Genomic DNA, 25,235 nt, shown 5'->3' on the forward strand with positions numbered 1-25,235 from the left:
AGCCTTGTCCATTACAGCCTTATTTAACGTTGCAGACGATTCATCATGTTATTTTCAGAATCCTGGTTACGCCGTTTCGTAAACCCGCCTATCAATACCGAAGAGCTAACCCACCGCCTAACGATGGCTGGGTTGGAAGTGGAAGAGGTGCAGCCGGCTGCACCCGCTTTTAGCCAGATTGTAGTGGGTGAAATCACCTCCATAGCCCAACACCCTGACGCAGACCGCTTACGAGTTTGCCAGGTGGATGACGGCTCTGGTCAGTCTTTGCAGATCGTGTGTGGTGCACCTAACGCAGCCCAAGGCATTAAAGTGCCGGTGGCGCGTATTGGCGCCGAGCTACCGGGCGGAATGAAGATTAGTCCCGTGAAAATGCGTGGCGTGGAGTCTTTTGGCATGTTGTGTTCGGCGCGAGAGCTGGGCCTGTCGGAAGACCATGAAGGGCTACTGGTTTTATCTGCTCAGTGCGAAAATGGTATGGACTTACGTCAAGCTCTAGACCTAGATGACCAGATCATTGAAATTAAATTGACTCCTAACCGAGCAGACTGCTTATCGGTATTAGGCGTGGCGCGTGAATTGGCAGCCTTAACAGGTGAGCCTTTGCATATGCCTGCATATGAGCCTGTTGCTGTATCGATTCCCGACACCTTGCCCGTCAAAGTGCAGGACGCAGATTTGTGTGGCAGGTTCGCGGGTCGCGTGATTAAGGGCGTGAATGCACGTGCGGTCACACCGGACTGGATGCGCCAGCGTTTAGCTCGTAGTGGACAACGCCCTATCTCAGCATTAGTGGATATTTCTAACTACGTGATGTTAGAACTCGGACGTCCTACGCATGTTTTCGATTTACAGCATGTAAATCAAGGCCTAGAAGTGCGTTGGGCTGTTGCTGGTGAAAAGCTAGAGTTGCTCAGTGGTGTAGAGGTGGTCTTGGATGCCGATGTGGGTGTAATAGCTTCTAACGGCGTACCATGTAGTATGGCGGGTATTATGGGTGGCGAAGATAGTGCGGTCACATTGGACACCCAAGATATCTACCTAGAGGCGGCATTTTGGTGGCCAGAGGCCATCATGGGCCGTGCACGCCGTTATAAGTTTTCCTCCGATGCCAGTCACCGCTTCGAGCGCGGGGTTGATTTCGCCTCCATTCCCGAGCATCTGGAACGCGTCACGGCTTTAATTTTGGAAATTTGCGGTGGGCAAGCGGGTCCAGTAGATGATCAAGTGGTGCAGTTGCCACAGCGGCCTTCTGTGTCTATGCGTCTAGCGCGTTGTCAACGGGTTCTGGGAATCAAACTTGAGCAGGCCGAGGTGGCTGCCATCTTTACCAGTTTGGGTTTGGGCTTTAGCTATACCGATGACACTTTTCATGTAACGCCTCCTAGCTATCGCTTTGATTTAAATATCGAAGAGGATTTAATTGAAGAAGTAGCGCGTATTTATGGTTTTGAGCGCATTCCTGATTTACCTCCTGTAGCCGCTGCTCAGATGTGTATTGATGCAGAGGGCTTGCGTGGCCCACACGCTTTGCGCGCCGCCTTAGCGGCACAAGACTACCAAGAGGTGATCAATTTCTCTTTTGTGCAAGAGGATTGGGAAACCAAAATTTGTGGCAATGCTGACCCAATTCGTCTGCTCAATCCTATTGCTAGCCAACTGGCGGTGATGCGCTCTAGCTTGATTCCCAGCTTGATTGCAAATATTGAGCATAATGCTAAGCGGCGCCAACCACGCGTACGAGTCTTTGAATTAGGACGCGTATTCATGCGTGATCAACATGTGGTCGACGGCCCTTTGACGGTCGCCCATGTTAATCAACCTAACCGTATTGCTGCGGCAGCGTGGGGAGGGGTGGTCGCTGAGCAGTGGGGGCAGGCGGATCGCCATGTGGACTTCTATGATGTGAAACGTGATTTGGAAAATCTGCTCGGGGTGCATGCAGCGTCAACTCGTTACGAGCCCACTGAACATCCTGCTTTACATCCTGGGCGTAGCGCTAAGGTAATGCTTCACGGTAAGGAAATTGGTTTGATCGGTGAGCTGCACCCTCAATGGTTGTCTACCTTTGATTTAAACAAAGCTCCGGTAGTATTTGAGTTGGATATGGCAGCCATTGCGCAGCAACAGGTGGTTCAGGCCCAAGGGTTCTCTAAGCAACCTGTAGTAGTGCGTGACTTGGCCGTATGGGTAGAGTCAGGAGTTCAATACCAAAGCCTGCGTAACACAATTGAACAAGTGATAGCACAGCAAGAGCAAGCTGCTATCATTAAAGATGTACAGCTATTTGATGTCTGGCGTGAAAGCCCAGATGCTACAGAAAAAAGTTTGGCTTTACGTTTCTGGTTGCAAGACCATGACAGTACCCTGGAAGATGCTCGGGTAGACGCATGTATGCAATTGATTCTGCAGCAACTTATGCAGCAACACCAAGCTAAAGTGCGCGCCTAGGAGTACAGCATGAACGTAGAACGTACCTTAACCAAAGCAGATCTGGCGGAATTGTTATTCGAACGGGTTGGTTTAAACAAGCGCGAAGCCAAAGATATTGTCGATACTTTTTTTGCGGAAATACGAGACTCTCTCTCTCAGGGAGAAGAAGTTAAGCTTTCTGGTTTTGGCAACTTCCAAGTACGTGATAAACCTCCCCGTCCGGGGCGTAACCCTAAAACAGGCGAGGTTATCCCTATCTCTGCACGTCGAGTGGTGACCTTCCATGCTAGTCAGAAATTGAAAAGCTTAGTGGAAACTGCAGGTGAGTCGGACACAGTTGAATAAGCAGAACGAGAATGATGGCTACGTTTGCGTACAGACTTTCTTGCACGAAGGTGTAGAATCATCGTCTCAAACAGAGTAAAGAGGCCTATGAGCATGAATGAAAATACGGCAAGCTTGCCGCCTATCCCTGCCAAACGCTACTTCACTATCGGTGAGGTAAGTGATTTATGTGGTGTGAAACCGCATGTCCTGCGCTATTGGGAGCAGGAGTTCACGCAGCTCAAACCGGTCAAAAGGCGTGGCAACCGTCGTTATTACCAGCACCACGAGGTTTTATTGATTCGACGTATACGTGGCTTGTTGTATGACGAAGGCTTCACCATAAGCGGCGCTCGTAATCGTTTAGGTGATGGACCCAATGTGCCTTTTGACGCGGAAGCGGCTGTACGCTTAAGTGGATCTGAGTTGCAGCATTTGCGTAATGACTTACTCGCGATACAAATTATGCTTGATAAAGCGATTGAGGTTTCTTTGGGTGGCTCGGGGCAAAGTTAAGCGCTCAATTAGTTTTATTTGATTTTTTAAGAAGACCGGCATTGTCGGTCTTTTTCTTATGCTATGAATACTCTCAGATTAGCTGCACTGGAAGCCTTGTTGCTGACCGATCCGCTGCAAAAAGTAGACGCTGTGAACGCCTTGCATCTAGAGTTGCCGGTTGGGGCTGAGCAGTCTATTCAAGACCCGGGGGGGATCCCTGGCAGGCCTAGTCACTTAGAGTTTGTCTTGCCCCAGAAAGTGCCGCGGCGTTCTGTGCATACACTACAGGGTAGGGCGGCCTTGGTGCACTCATTGGCGCATATTGAATTCAATGCTATTAACCTGGCCTTGGATATTATTTGGCGTTACCCCAACTTATCCGATAGATTTTATGGTGGCTGGTTGACCGTGGCTAAAGAAGAGGCCTTGCATTTTAGTTTGTTGCAAGCGCACTTGAGTACTTTAGGCTTTAACTATGGAGACTTCCCTTGTCATGACGGCTTATGGGAAATGGCTGAGCGCACGAAAGACAACTTGCTGGCTCGTTTAGCACTCGTGCCCCGCACGCTGGAAGCCCGTGGCTTAGATGCTTGCCCAGTCGTTCGAGAAAAATTCGCCCAAGCTGGAGATCAACAGGCGGCGCAGATTCTAGATGTAATATTGCGTGATGAGGTAGGCCATGTTGCATTGGGTAATTATTGGTACCGGCGCTTATGTCGCGAACAGGAGCGCTGTGATTTTGATACCTACCAGCAACTAGCCAAACAACATCGTGCGCCTCGTTTGCGCGGTCCTTTTAATCGCCCAGCGCGCCTTGAGGCAGGTTTTACTGAGCGCGAACTGCAGGCTCTGGAAGAGCAAGCTTAACAAAAAGCAGTCTTGCCTGATGCGTCAAGACTGCCGTTGTGTGTTCAAGATCGTTGTGGTGGAGTACCGCTTGGGTTCGATACCGGCAACTTGCCAAAGTTCACGATACTTCCTATATAAAGCACAGGCCCTTGGGGCTGCCCGGTGTCCGAACCACCCGCTTGCTCTAACGTCATTTCAAAGATTTGTCCATTTTCTAATCGCTCAACTAAGGCGGCAGGAACGGTAATGGGACGATTGGGATCGATCAAGCCCAAAGAGCGGCTGTTTGCTTGGCCGGGGGCTTGTGTCCATAGTTGAACTGATTGCTCAGCCTGTACTTCTGTGTGCACCTGTGGAATCAACAGGACATTGCCCTGTGGGTCTACAGTTACTGACCAAGCGGGTGATGAGGAGAGTCCGGGGGCTTGCAGTATAGCTCCTTGTACAGGCTGCATTTCTACTACGGTAACATTCGGTATGCGAGCCTCTCGGTACCACTGATACGCCAGAAGTACGCTCAGCAGCAAGAGCCCCACGCAAAGGCCAGGCCAAAACACAGCGGGTAGCTGACGCTCTAAATGAGTGATTCCAGGGGAGTTAACACTATGCCCAGTTTCAACGCTTGGTTCGGGCATGGGCGTTTCAGACAGCACACTATTTTGTGCGATCGTTTCTTGGCGACGTTTCCGCAAGCGACTTATAGGCCCTTTAGGGGCAGTGGTCGCTTCAGGAGCAGTAGCTGTAGTGGCTGAAGTGGGCTCAGGCTTGTGGGGCTCGGCGCTACCTAGGTTTTGGCTGCTCTGATCGGTGCGCAATAAACTAGAGTAGGAGGGGGGGACATCGTCCTGATCGATAGTGATCGATGCATGTATAACGGCAGGATTCTCAGCAGGGTGGGATTTGGACTCACCAATCGTATGTTCTGCTGTCGCCCGTGACGTCGAGGCAGGGTGAATAGCCTCTGCAGCAACAGCAGTAGCTTCTTGTGCTTGGGCTTCGATGCTGGCGTTAGGGGAGGGGTTATGAAGCGTTCTTTTTTGGGGCACCCCTAGATCTAGGCTGCGGTATATATGGGCCAGGCCGGTAGGAGTAGGGGTGATGGGAGTGAGAAAGTCGACTAACTCTAGCAGAGCCTGTTCCCATTGTAAGGATAGGCGTGCTGCATCATCGTTGTTTTGCAGGAGCGCGTGTGCTTGAGTAAGCTCGCTGCTACTGAGCAAACCCAGTGCATACTCGGCAATAAGCGTGCTTTGGCGCTGATCCAGCTGATAAGTGTTCGGTATACATTGCTGACTGACCTGCTGTAGGCCTTGTTGCACTTGTATACGCAGTTGTGCGGTGGGGCGGCCTAATAGCAGGCTCAGATTGTCGTAGGACTTTCCTTGCAGGTAAGCCAAGATTATAGCTCGTTGCTGAACGGGCTCTAATTCGCCTATGGCTAAAATGAGGTGATGCTGAGCATCAGGGCGAATGTCAGGTAAATTGCTAACGGTGCTGGGTTTGTCAGTAGCTTGGGCCTTAGAGCGGGCTTGCAGACGAAAACGTAAAATGCTGTATAGCCAAGCTCGGGCGTCCCCCAAGGTGGGGTCATAACCTGCGGCATTCTTCCATAACAACATAAAGCTTTCACGCAATACTTCTTCGGCCTCCACACGACGTTGGAGCACGCTGTGCGATAAGGCAAGCATAATAGGTGCTTCCTGATAGAACAGGGCGTCTAGGGCTGTGGGCTGCTTTTGCGCCATGGCCCCTAGAGTGACGGAGTAATTGAAGTTGCGAGCAGACATACCGATTGCTTATTTAAGTCGGAAGAGAAGAAGGGCTTATTGTATGCTCTTCGCGACTTTAATACGCGTAACAAAGTGCAGAAATTGAGCATGTTCTACGGACGCTCCCAATTGGCTGGCTCGCTAGGCCTACAATAGGGCTCGTCGTTTTTACCTATGGGCAGAGTTAACGTTGTCTACTTCTTTTTTATCTACCTCTGGCCGCGGGCTAGACACCATACGTTCTTTGCTGCCCTATGTGTGGCGCTTCAAGTTTAGGGTCGGCGTAGCACTGCTTTGCTTGGTGCTGGCCAAGTTAGCGACGGTTGCCATGCCATTGTGGCTTAAACAAATTGTCGATAGTTTAAATGTGGCGCCCTCGTTATTGGTGCTACCTGTCGGTGCCTTGCTTGGGTACGGCTTGGTGCGCCTGGCCAGTGGGTTCTTCGGAGAGCTGCGCGATGCTTTATTTGCTCGCGTCACCCAAGGGGCGGTAGAACGGATTTCGACCCAGATTTTTGCGCACTTATTGCAGTTATCGCTGCGTTTTCATATGGACAGGCAGACTGGAGGCCTGAGTCGCGATATAGAGCGTGGCACTAAGGGGGTTAGCTTTTTACTCAACTTTACCGTATTCAATATTTTGCCCACCTTGCTAGAGCTTGCTTTAGTGACGACCATACTATTATGGCGCTACGACTGGTGGTTTGCAGGTGTCACCTTATTTACTATAGCTATCTATATTTGTTTCACCTTATTTTTCACAGAAAAGCGTTTGCGCTATCGCCGTACGATGAATCAGTTAGATAGTCGTGCAAATACGCAGGCCATGGACGCCTTATTAAACTATGAAACCGTAAAGTATTTCGGCAATGAGGACTACGAGGTAAAGCGATATCAAAGGCAACTCGACAAATGGGTACAAGCGGCGGTGCGTAATCAATTATCGCTAAACGCATTAAATGTGGGTCAAGGCGCGATTATATCTTTGGGAGTCACGGCGCTGTTGTTTTTGTCCGCAGAGCAGGTGGTCGCTGGCCATATGACGATAGGAGACGTGGTGTTGGTGTCTGCTTTTCTTACACAACTTTATGCCCCGTTGAACTTCTTGGGTTTCGTCTATCGAGAAATAAAAAACTCCTTGGCCGATATGGAGCGTATGTTTGCCCTATTCGCTATCCAACAAGAAGTGGCGGATCAACCTTGCGCACAAGAGCTGTCAAGTGACCAGGCAGATATACGTTTTGAGCAGCTAAGCTTTGCTTACGATGACAGACGCCAAATTTTGCACGACTTTAGTTTGCATATTCCGGCGGGGCACACGGTTGCTGTGGTGGGTAGCTCGGGGGCAGGGAAATCTACTTTGGTGCGTTTGTTGTTTAGGTTTTATGACCCAAGCTTGGGCCGAGTCACGATTAACGGACAAGATATTCGCACACTGACCCAGCAAAGTTTACGTAGTCATATTGGTATGGTGCCGCAAGACACTGTGCTATTTAACGACACGATCTTTCATAATATTGCCTATGGCCGCCCCGGCGCAACGCAAGAGGAGGTGGTTGCAGTAGCCCGAGCAGCGCGGATCCATGACTTTATTATGGGCTTGCCAGATGCTTATCAAACGATGGTGGGAGAGCGCGGGCTTAAGTTGTCCGGTGGAGAAAAGCAACGAGTAGCCATAGCAAGAACATTGCTAAAAAATCCACCTATTTTGGTGTTAGATGAGGCAACGAGCGCATTAGACAGCCGTACCGAACATGCTATTCAGGAGCAATTGGCAGAAATCGCCAAAAATCGTACTACCTTAATTATTGCGCATCGTTTATCTACGGTAACGAAAGCAGACAAAATTATTGTGATGGAGCACGGCAGGGTTGTAGAGGAAGGCAGTCATGCCTGTCTGTTGGAAAAAGGCGGCGTATATGCGCAGATGTGGCATATCCAGCATAGAACATAAGGGGATAATTGACGCATATAGTACCAAAGCAGTACTATATTTCTACTAGACCAGATCAGAGAAGTCGAATGTTACGTATCAGTAAAATCATCGATTACGGCACGCTAGTGCTAACACACATGGCAGGGGAACCTGAACGTGTGTTCAGCGCATCTGATTTGGCCAACATATTAGGGTTGGGGCAGCCTACTGTCAGCAAAGTTTTAAAAATGCTGGGTCAGCATAAGCTGGTTATTAGCAGTCGTGGTGCCCGTGGCGGTTATGTGCTGGGGCGGCCTGCCAAGCAAATCAGTGTGGCTCAAATTATTGATGCCCTAGAGGAGCAGCCATTCGGATTAACCGAGTGTGTTGCTACCCCAGGCGCCTGTTCGGTTGAGCCCGATTGCCATATACGCAGTAATTGGCAACGCATAAACGATATTGTACGCCGTACTCTTGAAGAAGTCAGCGTTGCAGATATGGTTAAGCCGACAATGTCTGAACACCCACTTACCCACCAGCCAGGAACCGTATTGAAAAACATGAATAAGGCCCGTACCTCCAACATGGAGATTTCCTAATGAGTACAGTCAATGATCATCTCGATACCTTTCTCGACCGTGAGTACGAGGCAGGGTTTGTCACTGAAATCGAGTCAGAAACTATCCCTAAAGGTCTGAATGAGGACGTGATACGTTTTCTATCTGCCAAGAAACGTGAACCAGAGTGGTTGCTTGAGTGGCGCTTAGAAGCTTATCGTCATTGGCTGACCATGAGCTATCCAAAATGGTCGATAGCTGATTATCCAGCCATCGATTTCCAAGACATCAGTTATTATTCTGCCCCCAAAAGTAAAGCAGATGGTCCAAAAAGCTTAGACGAAGTGGATCCTGAACTGTTACGCACCTACGAAAAGTTAGGTGTGCCGCTGCACGAGCGCGCACGCTTGGCTGGGGTAGCAGTGGATGCGGTATTTGACTCGGTCTCGGTTGCCACCACGTTTCGTAAACAGCTCAAAGAAGTCGGCGTTATTTTCTGTTCCTTTTCAGAAGCGGTGCGTGATTACCCAGAGTTGGTTAGGCCTTATCTGGGCACGGTTGTGCCACCAGGCGATAACTATTACGCGGCCTTAAACTCAGCGGTGTTTTCTGACGGCTCATTTGTTTTCATTCCTAAAGGGGTGAAATGTCCGATGGAGCTATCCACTTATTTCCGCATTAATGCCCGTGACACAGGCCAGTTCGAACGTACGCTTATTGTTGCCGAAGAAGGCGCATCGGTCAGTTATCTAGAAGGCTGTACGGCGCCAATGCGAGATGAAAATCAGCTTCATGCTGCGGTGGTTGAGCTGATCGCATTGGATGACGCCAAGATTAAGTATTCCACCGTTCAGAACTGGTATCCCGGCGATAAAGATGGTAAAGGCGGTATTTACAATTTTGTCACCAAGCGTGGCGATTGCCGCGGTAAGCGCTCGCATATTTCGTGGACTCAAGTAGAAACGGGTTCCGCCATTACGTGGAAATACCCTAGCGTGATTTTGCGCGGAGATGATTCTCAGGGTGAGTTCTACTCAGTAGCGTTAAGTAATCACCGTCAGCAGGCGGATACCGGCACCAAAATGATTCATATGGGTCGCAACACCACTAGTACCATTATTTCCAAAGGTATTTCAGCGGGTGAAGGTATCAATACCTATCGTGGTTTGGTACGGGTGACCCCTACGGCTGAAAATGCCCGTAACTTTACACAGTGTGATTCCCTCTTGATTGGTAAGCGCTGCGCAGCTCACACCTTCCCCACCATGGAGGTGCAAAACCCCACTGCTAGCGTAGAGCATGAGGCGACGGCATCACGCATTGGCGAGGATCAGCTTTTCTATGCGATGCAACGAGGGTTAACGGCAGAGGATGCCGTCTCGATGATTGTGAACGGCTTTTGTAAAGAAGTTATCAAGGAATTGCCCATGGAGTTTGCTGTCGAAGCACAAAACCTGCTCGGCCTCAGCTTAGAAGGCAGCGTAGGTTAAGGAGATGTCAGAAATGTTAACGATTAAAGATTTACACGCTTCGGTAGAAGATAAGCAGATCCTAAAAGGTCTAAACCTGCAAATCAATCCCGGTGAGGTGCATGCCATTATGGGCCCTAATGGCTCAGGTAAAAGTACCTTGTCGCAGGTATTAGCGGGCCGTGAAGATTACGTGATCAATAGCGGATCGGTGGATTACTTAGGGCAAGATTTGCTGGATATGAAAATTGAAGAACGTGCCTGTGCGGGCTTGTTCTTGGCGTTTCAGTATCCCATTGAAATTCCCGGTGTATCAAACGCTTATTTTTTGCGTGCGTCAGTCAATGCGGTGCGTCGTGCGCGCGGCCTGCCTGAGCTCAATGCGATTGAGTTTCTAAAGCGCGTTCGCGAAGAAATGAAAATCGTAGGCATGCGCGAAGAGTTTTTGCATCGCTCCGTCAACGAAGGCTTTTCGGGAGGCGAGAAAAAACGCAACGAGGTGCTGCAAATGAGCATGCTCGAACCAAAGCTCGCTATTTTGGATGAAACGGACTCAGGGTTAGATATCGACGCCTTACGTGTGGTTGCTGACGGTGTAAATCGTATGCGTTCACCAGAGCGCTCCTTACTGGTCATCACTCACTATCAGCGCTTGTTAGACTATATCGTGCCGGATTTCGTGCACGTATTGGTCGGCGGACGTATCGTACGTTCGGGCGGCCGCGAATTGGCCCTAGAGCTTGAAGAGCGTGGCTACGGATGGATTCAAGAGCACGCTGAAGACAATGCCAAGGGAGAGGCTGTATGAGCACACTTCCTTCCTGGGTGAATGATTTCGTTGCACAGGCTGCCAGTCAGCCTAGTGCTGCAAGATTGCCCTGGCTGGCGGCTGTGCGTGAGCGGGCGCTAGAGCGTTTTCTCGCTGAAAGCTGGCCCACAACGCGTATTGAAGCATGGCATCACACCTCCTTGGCTCCCCTGACGCAACTAAGCTTTCGGCCTGGTGGCGAGGCGGTGGTCAGTGAAGCCTTGCAGGCGTTGAAAGGAACCGATCAGGGCTGTTATTTGGTCTTCGTGAATGGTCACTATGATGCCGCTCAGTCTTCTGTGCCAGCTTTGCCAGCGGGCGTGCAACTGCACGCTTGGTCGCAGGTAGAGCTAAGTACTCAGCAAGAGCTATTACAAAGTCACTGGGGCGAGGTCGAGCAGGGTGCGAGTACCGCAGCGCTAAACTTAGCATTGGCTCAAGATGGCGTGCTGATTGATGTGGCGCGTGGTGTTCAGGTTGAGCCTGTGGTGCACGTGGTCTTTGTGAACACAGACAGTACGGCTGCATTTACGCGTAATGTAGTGCGTGTACAAGCCGGAGCAGCATTGACCTTGGTCGAGCACTATATTGCCTTGGATGATGAGCAGCAAAATTTCACTAGCGCCACGACTAATACCTGTATTGAGCAAGATGCATGTTTTACCCATGTCAAATTGCAGCAAGAGTCTGCGCAAGCTTTTCACCTAGGTAATCTGAACACTACACAAGAACGCGGTTCGGTTTATAACTCGCATTCTTTATCGTTTGGCGCGCGCTTGGTGCGCAATGATATTGCCACAGTGTTTAACGGCGAGCGCTGTGAAACCTTATTCAATGGCTTGTATTATGTCGATGGGCGTCGTCATGTTGATCACAACACCGTGATTAACCATGCGCAGCCCAATTGCATCAGTCATGAGTACTATCGTGGCATTTTAGCCGATCGTGCTCGCGGTGTATTTAGTGGCCGTATTTTGGTGGCTAAGGGTGCCGATGGTACGGATGCGATTCAGCGCTCTGATAGCTTGTTATTGTCCAAGTTGGCACGTTCTGATGCTCGTCCAGAGCTGGAAATTTACGCTGATGACGTAAAGTGCGCGCACGGGGCAACCGTAGGCCAATTAGATGCTGACAGTCTGTTTTACCTGCGCGCTCGAGGTATGTCAGCCGAGGATGCAAAAAACACCTTGATTTATGCCTTTGCTGCACAGTCCCTTGAGCGTATTGCCAATGAGCAATTACGTGCCCGAGCAACAGCAGGTATTGCATCCTTGCTGCCGGGTGGTTTGCGTGTAGGAGAGCTTGCATGACAGTGGTAGCGCCTGAACTGAGTCCTGCCATGCTGGCACGTCAAGCTGAGTTTCCTATATTAAAACAGCCCATCCGCGGACAGCGTTTGGTCTATCTGGATAACGGCGCTACTACCCAAAAGCCTCAAGTGGTAATTGACGCTGAGCGTGATTTTTACGAACGTTCTAACGCTAATATCCACCGAGGCGTGCACTGGTTGTCGCAACACGCTACCGACCTATACGATCAGGCCAGAGTGACCGTGCAAAAATTTTTGCACGCTGCTAGGCCTGAAGAAATCGTGTTTACCCGTGGTACCACCGAGGCTATCAATATGGTGGCCTACTGTTGGGGGATGAGTAATCTCAAGCAAGGCGATGAAATATTGCTTACCGAACTTGAGCATCACTCCAATATTGTGCCGTGGCAGTTTGTTGCTCAACATACAGGCGCGCTGATTAAAGTCGTTCCAGTATTGGATAGCGGTGAATTAGATTTAACCGCTTTCCAAGCATTGCTGTCTGAGCGTACTCGCTTGTTAGCCATGAACCATGTCTCGAATGCTTTGGGTACAGTTAACCCCATTCAAGCAATGACACGTGCCGCCCAAGCAGTAGGGGCTAAGGTACTGATTGATGGTGCTCAAGCAGTGGCACACGCTGTGGTTGATGTACAAGCCATAGGTTGTGATTTTTATGTGTTTTCTGCCCATAAATTATATGGTCCTACCGGTATGGGTGCCCTGTACGCGCGTTACGACATCTTAGATGGCATGGTGCCCTGGATGGGTGGTGGCGATATGATACAAACCGTCAGTTTTGAAGGTAGTACCTATGCTCCGGTGCCTCAGCGTTTTGAAGCCGGTACACCAAATATTGCCGGTACCATTGCCATGGCAGCGGCAATTGATTATGTACAGGAAGTAGGCTTGGAGGCGATTGCGCAGCACGAGCACGACTTGTTGACCTATGCCACAGCGGCGTTGTTAGACATCAAAGGGCTTCGCATCATTGGCACGGGGCCGCATAAAGCAGCCATTGCATCATTTATGTTAGATGATATACATCCTCACGATCTAGGCACCATACTAGATATGGATGGGATTGCCATTCGGGCAGGGCATCACTGCGCTATGCCCCTGATGACTCGCTTAGGCTTACCCGCTACGGCTAGAGCGTCGTTTGCTTTGTATAACAATACGGCAGATGTGGACGCGTTGGTGGCTGGCATATACAAAGCAAAAAAACTGTTTGGTGTGGGTTAACTATTCCGTAAGCACCGCTGAGCACACTGGCCTGAGCAGCGTTGAGTAAAAATGATAAAGGCCAGTAACCGCGCAAACCGCATAAAGGCGCAACATGAGTTATTTTGATCGAGAAGAAGTAGAGGTATTACGAGACTGTCCCGCTGTGAGCATTCCTTACGGTGCACCAGTAACGGTGGAAAAAGGCTGCATGGCCACGATTACCCAGAAATTGGGTGGCAGCTATACCGTTATGGTAGAAGGCAACCTTTATCGCATTGAAGGGGTAGATGGTGACGCCCTGGGGTTTGATCCCCACGAGAAACCTCCCGTATTTGTACCAGAAAAACCGCTAACGGAAAAAACGGTAGAGGATGCGGCCTGGGTGGTGTTAACGGAAGTGTTTGATCCTGAGATCCCAGTCGATATAGTGAATCTAGGTTTGGTTTATGAGTGCAAGGTAGAACAAACTGGGCCTGAAGCTTTTAATATCCAGATGAACATGACCTTAACCGCTCCCGGTTGCGGCATGGGCACCATGATTGCCGATGAAGCCCGCTATAAGCTACTCACCATAGAAGGTGTGGAAAATGTGGTGGTTGATTTGGTGTGGGATCCACCATGGAGCCGTGAACGCATGAGCGAGTCAGCGCGCCTACAGTTAGGCATGTTGTAAGGCCCTCCTCATAAGTTGCGTTCCCTCGAAAGCTTGCTGCACAGAAAATCAGTAAGCTTTTTTCCTTTTATTTTTGCTTTAAAATTAAATAATAAATGAAATAAAGAGATAAGCTTTGCTTTTTTCCAGAACCATGTTATTATTTAATTCTTTCGGGGCGTAGCGCAGTCTGGTAGCGCACTTGCATGGGGTGCAAGGGGTCGAAGGTTCGAATCCTTCCGTTCCGACCAAATAAATCAAGGCCTTACAGTATTATCGCTGTAAGGCCTTGTTCGTTGTTGTGGGGATTTTGTGGGGATTCATTTTAACGATCCCCGCGACGCCTAAGCAGCGTCACCACAGGAGCCTCCTCGGCACTGTGCACCAACTTCTCGACCTCCGTTAATAATTTAGATAAATCAGCGGCAGAGTAATGGGTTGTAATAGAGCCATTAGTGTGACCAAGCAGTACTTGGCGGTCTTCTAAGTGAGAGCCTGCTGCTCTCAATCGCCTGCCGAATGTGTGCTTTAGATCGTGTACACGCACTGTACTAAAACCAGCCGCAGCTGGCTTTTTGTATTGCCTCTCCCACTTTATGGCTGCGCGTCTTCTAGCAGCACGCCAGCCTGATGCATTCATACGTGCCATCGGGCCTTCATCATATGGGAACACCCATATCGGATGCTGTCCCCGTTGATTTGAAATAATAGTTCTGGCTATGCTGTTTAAGACAACCAGTCTATCTTCGCCGTTTTTTACGCCTGAAGACTCAAATCTACCTCCAAAATCTGCGGGTATGAGAAACACGCTGATTCCTAGCTCAGCAACAGGAATTTCCCAATCCCACTGAAGTTTACATACCTCTTGCTCCCTGCATCCCGTATTGACCTTAAATAGAGCCATGGCGCGTAGGTGAGGGGCTAGCTCAGAGAACAGAATCTCTTGCTCCTTCCAGTCAAGTGGATAGGGTGTGCGTGCCGTCTTTTTCTCATCTAGCATTTCAATTAACGGGACGCTGTCTAGCCATGGACGATTTCTTTCATCGCGCCACTTGCGGGCGCATATATTTAAAACCCGCACAGCTCTCTGTAGGGCAATATTGATCGTTCGATTGCTTACAGTCTTTTGTCGCTCTGTGATGTATCGCTCAAAGCTTGAGTGTTTGATTTCATTAACCGGAATGTCGCCGATGTAGTCGACAAGCTGACTTAGATAGGTGGCGGTGTGCCAGGCAGAGGGTTGGTCTGAATATTCATTTAAATACCGCGTAGCCGCCTGCCTGAACGTCGGGCAACTTCTCGCGCCGTACACCACCTGCTTGCGGATTTGTTCTAGTTGATAGATTAGATATGTTTGGGCCTCCGAGTAGTTGCTCGTGCCCGTGCTGCAGCGAAGTCGTCCATATCCTGCGATCTGCTTGTCGATATGCCAGACCTCGCCACGCTTGTAGAGGCCGGGGATGCTTTTCTTTGCCATGTTTTGTGTGACTCATTTATAGAGGTATTAGTATTTTTTCCTTTGGATTGCTTGTGTCGGTCCGCCCATTGATCAAGCTCTAAGCGATCAAATGCTACCCCACGGGCGCCAATTGGTATTTCAGTGACAAATGGACGTACATCACGCTGAAACACAGCTTTGCACATCCCAAGATATGTATGCGCCTTTCCGAGGCGCAGAAATCGAGCTGATTGCATGGAAATCTCTTAAATTGTCTGGTTAAATTCTTGTAAAAACGCACTCCTAAATTGCTCAAGAGTGCGTCTATCTGCATTGCGTGGATTTCTGACGAAAGCCATCATGCGTGAATGCAGAATGTTGAAACGCTGCAGCTGTTGCTGTGCCTCTTCGTACTCGCACGCAAGACACCCTGAAACACGCGGGGGCGATTCACGGTGATGCTTGCAAATCTCTATTCGCATGATTGCTCCTTACGTGCAGCATGAATCGTGATATCTCTAACGCCGCCAAAATTAATAACTATTTCATCAGATGGGTCCTGTCCATCTTGCTGCGCACAAAAACTTGCACCGGCTACAAAAATGGCCATTGCCGCTGCCACCGTATTCATAGGGCCGACCTCGCCTGCGTAATTACTAACAGCATCCCAAAATATTTCATCTGATGCCCTTACGTCTGCGGGCTGTTTCAGTTCGCGCACCATCTGCATTACACGCGTTAAATAGTCGACGTTGTAAAACGCTGGCGCTATTTCTGCCCCGTCTATCTGCCCTCGGGCTAGGTCTAGTGCCCGCAGGATTTCATCAATGGGGGCGAGTTGTGGAGGGTGAGCAGGGCACGGCCAACGTAGAGAGCCATCACCGGACGGACATGTGCATTGCGCTGTAATGCATCTAGTATTGGATTGAGTGGTCATTGAGATATACTTTTCGAGTGTCGTTCTAGTATTCGGAGTAGAGATGTCGTTAAAACAGAAGCTCAGAAGATGCAATTAAAGGGCTGTTTTGCAGACCTGATTTAAAGGTGTATTAATGACAGTAGCCCCTGCATTCTTTTTGATTGGTGTGATATTTGCTATAGCATTCGTTGTTATTGCTTGTATTGCAGGCCTCGGCCTGTCTAAGCTGGGCAAGCATTACCCGAGCATCAAGTTACGCCGCCCTTTATTAAGTATTTATTTAGTTGTGGGGCTCGCGTTTATTCTTCAGTTGGTTTTTGTCGTGCCACAAATAGCTATATCATCGGTCCTCTCAACTTCTGTTAAGGTGGTGCCACCTTATTATCTTTGTTTTTTTATTATTGGCAGCATCGTTTTCAGCATACGTATGGAAGGCAAGCATTCGGGAAAAAGAACGGCACTCTACGCTTCATGCTTATCCCTAACATGTATTCTTTTTTTCTATTTAATAGAAATAGCTTTCCTTTTTTACCTAAATCCTTAGTGAGCATGTGGTTAGCTGTCCATTGAGTTGAGTTCATTCGGATTCCTTCATAAACACTATCCAGTGCGTTTTATTGAGTCGGCCTCCACGGTGGCCATATAGCGGTTGAGCATCAGTGCAAGCCAAGATTTCGCGTACAGGGATCTGCGTTTCGTTCCATTTAAAATTCAGGACGCAGTTGGGGCGCAGCACTCGGAAGCACTCAGCGAACCCAGCTCGTAGGTCATCCTGCCAGTGTGTACTGAGCTTTCCGTATTTCGCTGCCAACCAGTTACGTGGACCAGCTCGCACTAGGTGAGGCGGGTCAAAAACCACGTGATAGAACGATTCATCGGCAAATGGCAGACGTCGGAAGTCAAAACGCACGTCAGGGTGAATATGCACTGCTCGTGTACCGTCTTCGCGGTGTGTGCGGTCGGTGACGATGATTGATTCGTGGCGCATGTCACCGAATAGGCAGCGTTCGTCCTGTCGGTTGAACCACATCATGCGGCTACCGCAGCAGGGGTCTAAGACTGTGGGGGAATTCACTTGCCCTCCTTGGGTTTATAGTCGGCGTAACCAAGCAGGGTTATCAGGCCGTGAGTACCGTAAATAGCTACAGTGAACGAAAACAGCAGCCACTCTTTGCTTAGCGTCTCTACGCCGAGTAGGGCAAAATAAAAGCAGCCCGCTAAGATGACTGCTTCTTTGATAATGCTTGTGAGCCATGATGAGAATGCGCTCATTCCGAGACCCTCCATCCACCCTCACCGAATTTCATGTTTTCGGCACGTACCTCATGGCATAGCGATGCACGGCCGTCATCGAAGTGCCCGTACCGGTCAGACTTGCTGAGCAGCAAACGAGGCGTAGATTCGTGAATTAGGGTAAAAAATTGCCCCGGCTGAATATGCTTCAAGCGGGGCAGGGGTATTGGGCCTCTTTTTTCGGGCGCTTTATCTGTCATGCGACTTTCTCCCGCTGCAGCGTTTGCTGCTCAGAGTAATTTGCTAGAACTAGGGCTTGGGCTAGTGGCGGGCATACGCTATTGCCACACATGCGCACTTGTGCTGTTTTAGTTAGGGGTTTGTTATCGGCTACGTGGTCGATGATGTACGACTCGGGAAAGCCCTGCGCACGGTAGAGCTCACGCGGAGATAGCATGCGTAGGCCAATATCAACGATTTGATAATCTACCCCGTGAACGGTGACTAAGCCGAATCGGTCGCGGGTGGGTACCGTGTGCAATGGCTCATGAAGGCTTACTCCGTCTTGATCATTGCCGTAATACTTGATCAAGAAAGAGCGCACTTCGCCTACGTGGCCACCACCGGCTGTCAGTGTCGGCATGGGCTCCTCTACGCTCTGACCGAACTGGTTGTTACGCAGCTTCACTAGATGGCTTGTTACCAGACCTGCAGGTGCTCCGCTTGCAGTCACCGTGTTTAGTGGCTGTTCAATGTCGCGGATGCCGTGCGAAAAACGTTTGGTGCCGCATTTGCCCTCACCGTGTCCAAGGTGCACAAGACTTGCCGTTACTAGGCTATGGTGATCTACGCTAGTTACGGTACCGATTGGGCTATCTAGGTCGCTACCAACTACGCCGGTGTAATGCTTAGCTAAGAATGCTGTCACCATCCCCATAACATTCCCTGTACTCATGCGCTTTGTTTCGCCGCCAGCCGTAACTGTGTGCAGCGGTTCGTCCATCCCTGTCCCTACAGAGCCAGAGCGGAACTTAGTAATAAAGCCAACACCGCCAGGCACAATGAACGGCTCTTTAGCGTCCACCACGTAACGCATAATGCCTTTCGCTATGCGCCTACATGTTGCATCCGCAAGGGGGCGTTTTCGCTCAAAGATGGACGGGCAGGGGATTGCCCAGTCAATAATGCTTGATGCTGGTGCCCACGCCTTTTGGCCTTTTTCTGGCTTTTGAAAATGCGTTTGTTCGGGCCACACAATCGGCAGACCATCACAGCGTGCAACCATGAAGAAACGCTTCCTGATGGTAGGAGCACCATAGTCGCAAGCACGCAGCTCTTTATATTCCAGCCGGTACCCAAGTGCTCTCAGCTGCTCTTTCCAAAGCTGGAAAGTCTGACCGCGTCGCTCTTTGCAAGGCATACCATCATCGGTCAACGGGCCCCACGTCTGGAACTCCTCTACATTCTCAAGAATGATGACGCGGGGGCGTACGGCCTTAGCCCATTTAACGACGACCCACGCTAGGCCACGGATGCGCTTAGACACGGGCTTGCCGCCCTTGGCTTTGCTGAAATGTTTACAATCAGGACTAGCCCAAAGCAGACCTACTGGGCGACCGCCTGTGGCTAGATGTGGATTAACCTCAAATACGTCACTGACAAAATGCTGTGTTTGGGGGTGATTTATTTCATGTAGAGCAATAGCTTCTGGGTCGTGGTTGACTGCAACATCAACGTGACGGCCTGTGGCCTGCTCAATTCCGGTGGACGCGCCACCACCGCCTGCGAAAAGATCGACTATGATCTCCGAGGCTATCGGTAATAAATATTGTTTGGAGGCCATGGTGAGCGATAAAAGATATAGTTACGAGTACCGGATGGCAATGGCTTTGGCAGCAGGCGTTTTTCTTGGATGCATAATGGGGCTGGTGTTGGGCGTGTACATTTTTACCAGCAAATCCTTATCGTCGTTCCTTCATAACTGGCAAACACTAATAGCTGGTCTATTAGCATTTTTAGCCAGTTTTCTTGTGTTTTTTGGGGCGATATATAACGATATTTCGCGTAGAAGGAAGCAGGCCTATGTTGCGCGAGCATGCCTCCCGCATACCCTTGCGAAAATCAATAGCTATCTAATTGAGGGAGCTGAGTTTTATAAGAATTATTTCTCAGAAGATCTGGGGATTAGTGGGCAATATGCTCCACCGGATTTCGATGAGAATTGGCTTCACGGATTGCGGGCGCTGGCCGAGACCGAGTCGGATGATATAACGAAGGTAGTAGCAGCTTTTATCACCGACTTACAAATCGCTAGATCTAGAATGAAATCTACATTCAAAAAAACTCGTCAAGGAAAAAAACCTATGAGAGGCTTTATCCTTGGGGAGGTCATAGCCCTTTGTATGATGAATTTGGTTTTAGGCAGAATGTATGAGTATTCTAGGTACCATTCCGATTACGACTATTCCGTCATTACGCTAGCGGAGTTACAGGGCGTGATTTTGGACTGTGGTTTGAAGTTTAGTAACCAAAAATGGGCGGATGAGCTAAAAGAATTGATAGTGTATTTTTCAGATGCACGGAGTCCGTTAACAGGATGCTATCTTCAATGGAAGTGACTCTAAAGTCCCACTGACACCCAAGCGGCTTGGCTTTGCACCTCGCACTCGACATCTTCGTCCGTGACGATGGCGACCACTTGATACTGATTCTTTTCATAATCAGGTTTTTCAAATGGGCTTTCAATCATTTTTCCAACGCCGTCGTGCCCATATCCACCAGGATGGTTTGCCGCCATACTCGCTGCATAGCTGGCAATATCTACGATCTTCTCTTCAGGTGTGTCGCCCTCTAGACGCCAAAGACCGCTCTCCCAGTCTTTCTGCGCCTCTGTTTTGGCGTACCACTCAGGCAGAATGACGCGGACTCGTTTGGTTGTAATTACTTCGATTTCAAAAGTTTTTGTTTTCATATCAGCCCCTTCTCTCGCCGCCCAAGGCATCAACTAGACCAACAAGCATTTGTGCCACTTCGGCAGTCATCAACGCAAAATCCGCTGCGAATAGCTCATCATCATTACTAAGCTGTTCTTTCTTTTCGGTAAGAATATCTAGCGGCGCTAAGCGCTTGATTTCCAAGCCGCTATCGAGCACAAACGAGATCCGGTCAGCCCATGTAAGAGCTAGGCGTGTGCATTGCTTGCCAGCGGCTACGTGCTTGCGTACTTCGTCCACATCAGTAGAGTGCTTAACGTACTTAACTGCTGCACCACTGTCACCAGTAGAGCGTAGCTCCGCGTCTTGGTCGATACTGAAGCCATCCGGCGCCTCATCATCCAGTAGCCACTGCGTCATAGCTGAGGCTGGTGACAGTTCTGTATAGAGGGGTAAAAGTGGGAAAGGATCCAGCGTCTTGGCCAGCAGCCCCAGCACCTCATCCCCTTTAGATGTGGAGGCCGTGTCAATGACAAACCAGCCGTTGCGCGTGTTTATCCACACTAAAGTGTCACGCTGCACAGCATGCGATCGAGGCAGCAATTCAGCGATTATCTGTTCTTTGATCTCCCTCATTTGCTTGCGACCGGGCTTGTAGCCTTGTTGCTCTTCGATATCACGGGCTTTTTCGCGTGCATGCTGGTTAATGACGCTCGCCGGCAGGAGCTTCTTTTCTGCTCTATGACAGACAAGCAGTTGACCCTCCTGAGCATAAGCTAGCAGGCCACCTTCACGCGGCGGCACCCAGCCCATGCTGTGAGGCTCTTGACTGCCGCATGGCTGAAACGCCTGTGTTTCCAGCGCTTCGTGCAACTCTTCGGCGGACATTGAGAAATCGGGGGCGAGTCTAAAGACACGCAGGTTTTTAAACCATTGCATGATGGGTAATTCCTTTAGGGATAGGCTATGCTCATGCAGGTGTGTAACTGCATGTACAGGGAGGGAAGGGGATGAAAATTAAGTGGAAAGAGGACCACAGCGCTAAGACGCAGTGGTTTTGGTGGGTGATTATTGGTTGTGTTGCGGGAGTATTGATCACTCTTGTTGTGCAAGGGATATATACGTCCTGGGCAATGTTTGATAAAGCGCCCTGGTGGGATGTAGTTACCGCTTTCTCTACGTTCGGTGCCGTGGCTGTTGCCTTGTGGACGTTAACTAAAGACGCGAGAAGCCGGTCTGAGGAGCGTCGTAAATCGCAGGGTATTTATCGTTGGCTCTTCATGGCAGAGTCCGTTCAAGCCTATCTAGCTATAGGTGAATTAATGGAGATATTAGAGAGGTATACCGAACTCAAACTGGAGTCTAAATCAACCCCAGAAGACCGATTGAGAGCACTAAGCATTGTGGAAGGGCTGTATGTTCCGAACTTAGATAAGCATATTAATGCACTCGTATATTTCAAAAGCAAGTCAGCGGAATCACTTGCCTTGCTCGCAGCGGGGCTTCCGCGTATACGAGCAGATGTGTACACTATTTTTGGTGATGAAAAAAAAGAGGTTAACAAGGGCAAGCTATCCATCGAGGTGCTCGACAGGATAGAGAGCCTGTTGCAATATATGGCCAATCTTGATTGGGAAGTGCGCCCGGCCACTTCTTAAGGCGTAGCTGATATTCAGTTCGCAGCGCACTCTTTAATTTCATTGCCGCCTAGCATTTGCATTTGCTCAGCAATAACTTCAGTGGTGTAGTTATCTTTACCGTCTTGGTCTTGCTTTTAAAGCGACGCCGCCAGATCTTCACTGGCCGCATATAGATCCATATCAAGTAGCCACTCAATGACCTGGCTGTCATCGACGCGAAAGTGCCGAGTAAGCGCATCGATGATTTGGCGGTCAGTGGGCCGACTGTTGATTGGCGTTGATTTCGCGGGCTTTATTGGCTCTATAGCTGAAGCAAGCTGTCGAGCAGGTGCTGTTGAAGTGCTCGCCACAGGCTCAGGTTGGGTCTCGATCTTTGCTTTTTCCTCTTCCCGAATGCGCTCCCGCACTCGCTCTAGGCGAGCATCTTCATCCTTCTGGTGTTGTGATAGACGAGCTATCGCCGTTGATTCAAAGTGCTTTGCAGGCATGGTGACGAGATCATTGAGGTCTCGGAATAGGGGCTTATGCTGCTCGGCAACGTTATCGTCAAACCAAGTAAGCTTTGCGTATATATCATCAGCGAGTTCGTTGGCTTCGATTTTGGCTCGGGCCAACTCTGTGTCTGCGGCGTCCTGTAACGTTGCCACTGTGCGCTTACCCTTCATCGCTTGGGCAACATTACACAGCATTGACGGCAATTGAATGGGGGTCAGCCTAGCGTTGATGCGCTTTATGTGCTCTGCGAATGCAGTTTCTGCCTCAAGCTTGATGCGATTGCGAACATTTTCTTTTTCCGCTTTGACAAGACGATCAAGCTCTAGGCGGGTCGAGCGCAGCTCCGCACCTATTTCATCAATAGTGCGAAATAGCTCGTCAATAGACTGAGTTTGGCTAAGGGCATGCTGCTTGGCTGCTACCAAGCGGTCCTCCGCCTCTTTGCACCACTTAACCGATTTTTCAGCATCCGCAAAGTCTTGATCTGTTTTCAGGTTGCGGTTAATGCTCCGAATAACGGCAAGCGCATGTTCCTTGTAATCAGCCAAGTTGCTGGCTGAGACTTCTCCTGTGACCTCAATACGTAGGGCCGGTAGGTTTTCAGGGGTTCGTCCCACAGCCTCAGGTTTTTGCTCAACAGGTATGTAATTGGCGAGGTCTTCTTGAAGCTGCTTCCAGCCGGCTAGCAGCTTTTGAGCTCGACCAGGCATAGGGCGATACTCCATTGATACGTAGTTTTCAGCTGTACCGTCAGAAACTACAAAGATGGCCCGCTCAGCGCCTGACACAAGCAACTGCTGCTCCAGTTGCCAATAGTACTCTGGGGCTAGGTCTCGTCGCCGCACGGACTCTGCCAAGCATTCGTTCCACATTTTATGTTCAAAAATGGTATCGCCGAGCATGGTGCATCCATCTAGGGACGCCAGCAGGGAAATCCCTCCTATTGTGCGGGTGACAGTGATTGGGAATAGCTCCTCGCCGATTTGCCCTTCCACTAGCGGTCGTGCCATAGCTTCGTACTGATGGCCCTTGTCGAAAAGGTTTCGCTCAACCCAGTCGCTATATTCGCGCTCAGTGCCAGTAGCCTTGAGGTGCAATAGCTCATTGCGTCGAATTTTGCTTGAAGCCCCCATCATTACTGGCGCCTCGGAGGCAGTATAGTGTTGGGCTCGTAGGGCATGCCACTCGTCAGTGCCTTGATGTACTTGATGTATTTTCATCATTATTCAGCCTCAATGAGTTCTGGTTTAGCTAGGTCGGTAATAGATTTTTTTTGCAGATCACTGAGAACGAATTTGCTCTCTACGTTGGCGATTACACGCTCTGGCGTGACTCGTCCGGACTCGATCATGCCGCGCCACTTGCCAAGGTTCTCTTCTAAGCTTTCTTGCGGGTAATGCGGTAAGGCTGCCTGAGCTTGGGCGGTTGTTTGTGCGCGGCCCATGTCTTTTTCTAGGGGCGTATCTTGGACCTCTTCGGCAATGGGCATGCCTCGCAAGACGTCAGGGAAAACATCGCGCAAAGCAAAGGCTCTGGCTCGCATCTGGCGCATGCGCTTAGGGTACTGCGACCATGGCCCTGGTTTTCCCGCAAGACCAGCTGATTTTGCGTCCTCAGTACTGAAGGTGCGCACCTGCTCCTCCTCGCCGCGTCGTTTTACGCGGATGGTCGCAGTGTTGCCGTCATCAGTTTCGTAGATGTATTCACACACTGATGAACTGCGCACTAATGCGATTACAGCGTCACCCCAAAGGGCAGGGCGTCCATTAATGACCGCGATGGACTGCATGGCTTGCATGGGTTGTAAACCAAGCTCTAGGCCCCATTGAATGGCGACCAAAATATTGCCAGGGTTACCCGCAAAGTCCTTGGGTACGATACTTGACTTTGCAAGTACGTCAGCGAAGCGTAGCGCCTCATCTAATGATTGGGGTGTAAGGCTAAAGCCTTGTTTTTGATGAGTGGTTAAATCTGCCATTTTTAGGCTCCTATGAGACGCGCTGCCCACGTAGGGCCGTAAAAAAGCACTCCTAAGAGTGCGATAGCGATTACTAATGTTATTGGCCAGCCCCAAGGCGGGCGGCTGCTATTGGGCGCCCAGCCGCCTACGCCGTCGTACGGATTTTTACGGCGGGTGCGGGGGAATGCGGGGTTTCGGCTATGTGGCATTGGTTTCTCCTGCGCTTCGCGCTCGCAGCATTGAGTCGGCCATTTCATAGGACTGCTTCGCAATGTCGTCTTGCGGCCACCCGTCTACGCAATACCCGGGCGAAGCAACCATAGCTGCCATGGCCCGCATAGCAAAAGCATCGCGCAAAGTCATGCCGCCAAACTGCCATTTATCACCACCCTCCCAGTGCCCATAACCTGGACCTTCTTCATAAGGGGAGCTAATTACAGGATAAGCTGGCCCACCATCATCAATTCGCGTTGTCATGCGGTTTCTCCTGATAGGGCAGCTCTTGCCTTTTGAACCCATACGGGGCTACGGTTTTTGTACCGCTGCTGTCGATCGCTCCAGTATTCGAGCGCTAAATTAAGAGCTTCTTTCAGCCGCTCTAACTCAGCCGCTTGATCCATTACTTCCTTGTGCAAACGATCTGCCAGTGGATCGTACCAGCCCGGCATTACCTGCAAACGCTTCATATGAGCGCGCAACTCATGCGACGTTTGATCGGAAACGTAAGTCATTGCTGCCTCCAAATACTCAAAACCTCAGCCCCTAACACCACCATTGCGGCGACAAAAAGATATGTCGCTGAGAACA

At 50.0% G+C, this 25,235-nt stretch carries 29 protein-coding genes and 1 tRNA gene; 15 read left to right on the plus strand and 15 right to left on the minus strand.

Translation table 11 applies throughout. From position 1 onward, the window contains the following. Positions 1–45: 45 nt before the first annotated feature. From pheT to OSH01_RS14415, 4 genes are all read left to right on the plus strand, one after another. The gene (pheT, locus tag OSH01_RS14400; protein ID WP_266124815.1) at positions 46–2,451 is read left to right on the plus strand and encodes a phenylalanine--tRNA ligase subunit beta; all 2,406 of its coding nucleotides are present in this window, start codon (positions 46–48) and stop codon (positions 2,449–2,451) included. A gap of 9 nt (positions 2,452–2,460) precedes the next feature. After that, a complete protein-coding gene (locus OSH01_RS14405) occupies positions 2,461–2,778 on the plus strand; it encodes an integration host factor subunit alpha (protein ID WP_266124816.1) in 318 nt (105 codons plus the stop codon). 87 nt (positions 2,779–2,865) lie between these two features. Continuing rightward, a complete protein-coding gene (locus OSH01_RS14410; protein ID WP_266124817.1) occupies positions 2,866–3,273 on the plus strand; it encodes a MerR family transcriptional regulator in 408 nt (135 codons plus the stop codon). Positions 3,274–3,336: 63 nt separating this feature from the next. Next, the gene (locus OSH01_RS14415; protein ID WP_266124818.1) at positions 3,337–4,122 is read left to right on the plus strand and encodes a ferritin-like domain-containing protein; all 786 of its coding nucleotides are present in this window, start codon (positions 3,337–3,339) and stop codon (positions 4,120–4,122) included. Between the two features lie 44 nt (positions 4,123–4,166). Here the strand turns inward: OSH01_RS14415 and OSH01_RS14420 are convergent, their stop codons facing one another. After that, the gene (locus tag OSH01_RS14420) at positions 4,167–5,891 is read right to left on the minus strand and encodes an anti-sigma factor domain-containing protein (protein WP_266124819.1); all 1,725 of its coding nucleotides are present in this window, start codon (positions 5,889–5,891) and stop codon (positions 4,167–4,169) included. A gap of 172 nt (positions 5,892–6,063) precedes the next feature. On the opposite strand from OSH01_RS14420, the gene OSH01_RS14425 reads away from it, so the two are divergent. The 8 genes from OSH01_RS14425 to OSH01_RS14460 all read left to right on the plus strand — a co-directional run bounded on the left by OSH01_RS14425 (position 6,064) and on the right by OSH01_RS14460 (position 14,061). Then, complete coding sequence (locus OSH01_RS14425) at positions 6,064–7,827, plus strand: ABCB family ABC transporter ATP-binding protein/permease (protein ID WP_266124820.1); 1,764 nt, start codon at positions 6,064–6,066, stop codon at positions 7,825–7,827. A 68-nt stretch (positions 7,828–7,895) separates the two neighbouring features. Beyond that, positions 7,896–8,387 carry an SUF system Fe-S cluster assembly regulator gene (locus OSH01_RS14430; RefSeq protein WP_266124821.1) on the plus strand — a complete coding sequence of 164 codons (492 nt, stop codon included), beginning with the start codon at positions 7,896–7,898 and terminating at the stop codon, positions 8,385–8,387. Then, positions 8,387–9,835, plus strand: coding sequence for a Fe-S cluster assembly protein SufB (sufB, locus tag OSH01_RS14435; protein ID WP_266124822.1), 1,449 nt, complete (start codon positions 8,387–8,389; stop codon positions 9,833–9,835). The genes OSH01_RS14430 and sufB overlap by 1 nt, the downstream gene beginning before the upstream one ends. A 13-nt stretch (positions 9,836–9,848) precedes the next feature. Then, complete coding sequence (gene sufC / locus OSH01_RS14440) at positions 9,849–10,622, plus strand: Fe-S cluster assembly ATPase SufC (RefSeq protein WP_266124823.1); 774 nt, start codon at positions 9,849–9,851, stop codon at positions 10,620–10,622. After that, on the plus strand, positions 10,619–11,932 hold the full coding sequence (gene sufD, locus OSH01_RS14445; protein WP_266124824.1) for a Fe-S cluster assembly protein SufD: 1,314 nt from the start codon (positions 10,619–10,621) through the stop codon (positions 11,930–11,932). Before sufC ends, sufD begins: the two co-directional genes overlap by 4 nt. Beyond that, positions 11,929–13,176: a cysteine desulfurase gene (locus OSH01_RS14450; RefSeq protein ID WP_266124825.1), complete on the plus strand. Its 1,248-nt coding sequence runs from the start codon at positions 11,929–11,931 to the stop codon at positions 13,174–13,176. The genes sufD and OSH01_RS14450 overlap by 4 nt, the downstream gene beginning before the upstream one ends. 94 nt (positions 13,177–13,270) lie before the next feature. Beyond that, positions 13,271–13,831, plus strand: coding sequence for a putative Fe-S cluster assembly protein SufT (gene sufT / locus OSH01_RS14455; RefSeq protein WP_266124826.1), 561 nt, complete (start codon positions 13,271–13,273; stop codon positions 13,829–13,831). A 153-nt stretch (positions 13,832–13,984) separates the two neighbouring features. Next, positions 13,985–14,061, plus strand: a tRNA-Pro gene (locus OSH01_RS14460). Between the two features lie 74 nt (positions 14,062–14,135). Here the strand turns inward: OSH01_RS14460 and OSH01_RS14465 are convergent. From OSH01_RS14465 to OSH01_RS14475, 3 genes are all read right to left on the minus strand, one after another. Further along, positions 14,136–15,287, minus strand: coding sequence for a tyrosine-type recombinase/integrase (locus OSH01_RS14465; protein ID WP_266124827.1), 1,152 nt, complete (start codon positions 15,285–15,287; stop codon positions 14,136–14,138). A gap of 227 nt (positions 15,288–15,514) precedes the next feature. Continuing rightward, positions 15,515–15,730 carry a hypothetical protein gene (locus OSH01_RS14470; RefSeq protein ID WP_266124828.1) on the minus strand — a complete coding sequence of 72 codons (216 nt, stop codon included), beginning with the start codon at positions 15,728–15,730 and terminating at the stop codon, positions 15,515–15,517. After that, entirely contained in the window at positions 15,721–16,185 is a 465-nt protein-coding gene (locus OSH01_RS14475; RefSeq protein WP_266124829.1) for a DUF6683 family protein, read from the minus strand. The genes OSH01_RS14470 and OSH01_RS14475 overlap by 10 nt, the downstream gene beginning before the upstream one ends. 115 nt (positions 16,186–16,300) lie before the next feature. Here OSH01_RS14475 and OSH01_RS14480 point away from each other — a divergent pair, with 115 nt between their 5' ends. After that, positions 16,301–16,711 carry a hypothetical protein gene (locus tag OSH01_RS14480; protein ID WP_266124830.1) on the plus strand — a complete coding sequence of 137 codons (411 nt, stop codon included), beginning with the start codon at positions 16,301–16,303 and terminating at the stop codon, positions 16,709–16,711. A gap of 33 nt (positions 16,712–16,744) precedes the next feature. Here OSH01_RS14480 and OSH01_RS14485 read toward each other — a convergent pair whose 3' ends face one another. Genes OSH01_RS14485 through OSH01_RS14500 form a run of 4 tightly spaced genes read right to left on the minus strand, consistent with a single transcriptional unit; the run spans position 16,745 to position 19,243 of the window. Beyond that, positions 16,745–17,197 carry a class I SAM-dependent methyltransferase gene (locus OSH01_RS14485; RefSeq protein ID WP_266124907.1) on the minus strand — a complete coding sequence of 151 codons (453 nt, stop codon included), beginning with the start codon at positions 17,195–17,197 and terminating at the stop codon, positions 16,745–16,747. 41 nt (positions 17,198–17,238) lie between these two features. After that, positions 17,239–17,439, minus strand: a complete 201-nt coding sequence (locus OSH01_RS14490) for a hypothetical protein (protein ID WP_266124831.1) — start codon at positions 17,437–17,439, stop codon at positions 17,239–17,241. Next, positions 17,436–17,660 (minus strand): hypothetical protein, encoded by a 225-nt coding sequence (locus tag OSH01_RS14495; RefSeq protein ID WP_266124832.1) that lies wholly within the window; start codon positions 17,658–17,660, stop codon positions 17,436–17,438. The genes OSH01_RS14490 and OSH01_RS14495 overlap by 4 nt, the downstream gene beginning before the upstream one ends. Next, positions 17,657–19,243: a DNA cytosine methyltransferase gene (locus OSH01_RS14500; RefSeq protein ID WP_266124833.1), complete on the minus strand. Its 1,587-nt coding sequence runs from the start codon at positions 19,241–19,243 to the stop codon at positions 17,657–17,659. Before OSH01_RS14500 ends, OSH01_RS14495 begins: the two co-directional genes overlap by 4 nt. On the opposite strand from OSH01_RS14500, the gene OSH01_RS14505 reads away from it, so the two are divergent. Further along, entirely contained in the window at positions 19,242–20,018 is a 777-nt protein-coding gene (locus OSH01_RS14505; RefSeq protein WP_266124834.1) for a hypothetical protein, read from the plus strand. The two genes, OSH01_RS14500 and OSH01_RS14505, sit on opposite strands and share 2 nt — an antisense overlap. A 2-nt stretch (positions 20,019–20,020) precedes the next feature. Here OSH01_RS14505 and OSH01_RS14510 read toward each other — a convergent pair whose 3' ends face one another. Further along, positions 20,021–20,371: a hypothetical protein gene (locus tag OSH01_RS14510; RefSeq protein WP_266124835.1), complete on the minus strand. Its 351-nt coding sequence runs from the start codon at positions 20,369–20,371 to the stop codon at positions 20,021–20,023. Between the two features lies 1 nt (position 20,372). Then, positions 20,373–21,272, minus strand: a complete 900-nt coding sequence (locus OSH01_RS14515) for a recombination-associated protein RdgC (protein WP_266124836.1) — start codon at positions 21,270–21,272, stop codon at positions 20,373–20,375. 71 nt (positions 21,273–21,343) lie between these two features. Between OSH01_RS14515 and OSH01_RS14520 the strand changes: the two genes are divergently transcribed. Next, positions 21,344–21,991: a hypothetical protein gene (locus tag OSH01_RS14520; protein WP_266124837.1), complete on the plus strand. Its 648-nt coding sequence runs from the start codon at positions 21,344–21,346 to the stop codon at positions 21,989–21,991. A gap of 116 nt (positions 21,992–22,107) precedes the next feature. Here OSH01_RS14520 and OSH01_RS14525 read toward each other — a convergent pair whose 3' ends face one another. The 5 genes from OSH01_RS14525 to OSH01_RS14545 are packed head-to-tail and all read right to left on the minus strand — an operon-like array spanning position 22,108 to position 25,159. Continuing rightward, positions 22,108–23,691, minus strand: coding sequence for a YqaJ viral recombinase family protein (locus OSH01_RS14525; protein WP_266124838.1), 1,584 nt, complete (start codon positions 23,689–23,691; stop codon positions 22,108–22,110). Then, a complete protein-coding gene (locus OSH01_RS14530; RefSeq protein ID WP_266124839.1) occupies positions 23,691–24,446 on the minus strand; it encodes a hypothetical protein in 756 nt (251 codons plus the stop codon). The genes OSH01_RS14525 and OSH01_RS14530 overlap by 1 nt, the downstream gene beginning before the upstream one ends. 2 nt (positions 24,447–24,448) lie before the next feature. Next, positions 24,449–24,637 (minus strand): hypothetical protein, encoded by a 189-nt coding sequence (locus OSH01_RS14535; RefSeq protein ID WP_266124840.1) that lies wholly within the window; start codon positions 24,635–24,637, stop codon positions 24,449–24,451. Then, a complete protein-coding gene (locus OSH01_RS14540) occupies positions 24,627–24,905 on the minus strand; it encodes a hypothetical protein (protein ID WP_266124841.1) in 279 nt (92 codons plus the stop codon). Before OSH01_RS14540 ends, OSH01_RS14535 begins: the two co-directional genes overlap by 11 nt. Continuing rightward, positions 24,902–25,159 (minus strand): hypothetical protein, encoded by a 258-nt coding sequence (locus OSH01_RS14545; protein ID WP_266124842.1) that lies wholly within the window; start codon positions 25,157–25,159, stop codon positions 24,902–24,904. Before OSH01_RS14545 ends, OSH01_RS14540 begins: the two co-directional genes overlap by 4 nt. Positions 25,160–25,235 lie beyond the last annotated feature (76 nt).

It is taken from the genome of Alcaligenes endophyticus (assembly GCF_026344035.1).
GTDB classification, from domain to species: domain Bacteria; phylum Pseudomonadota; class Gammaproteobacteria; order Burkholderiales; family Burkholderiaceae_B; genus Alcaligenes; species Alcaligenes endophyticus.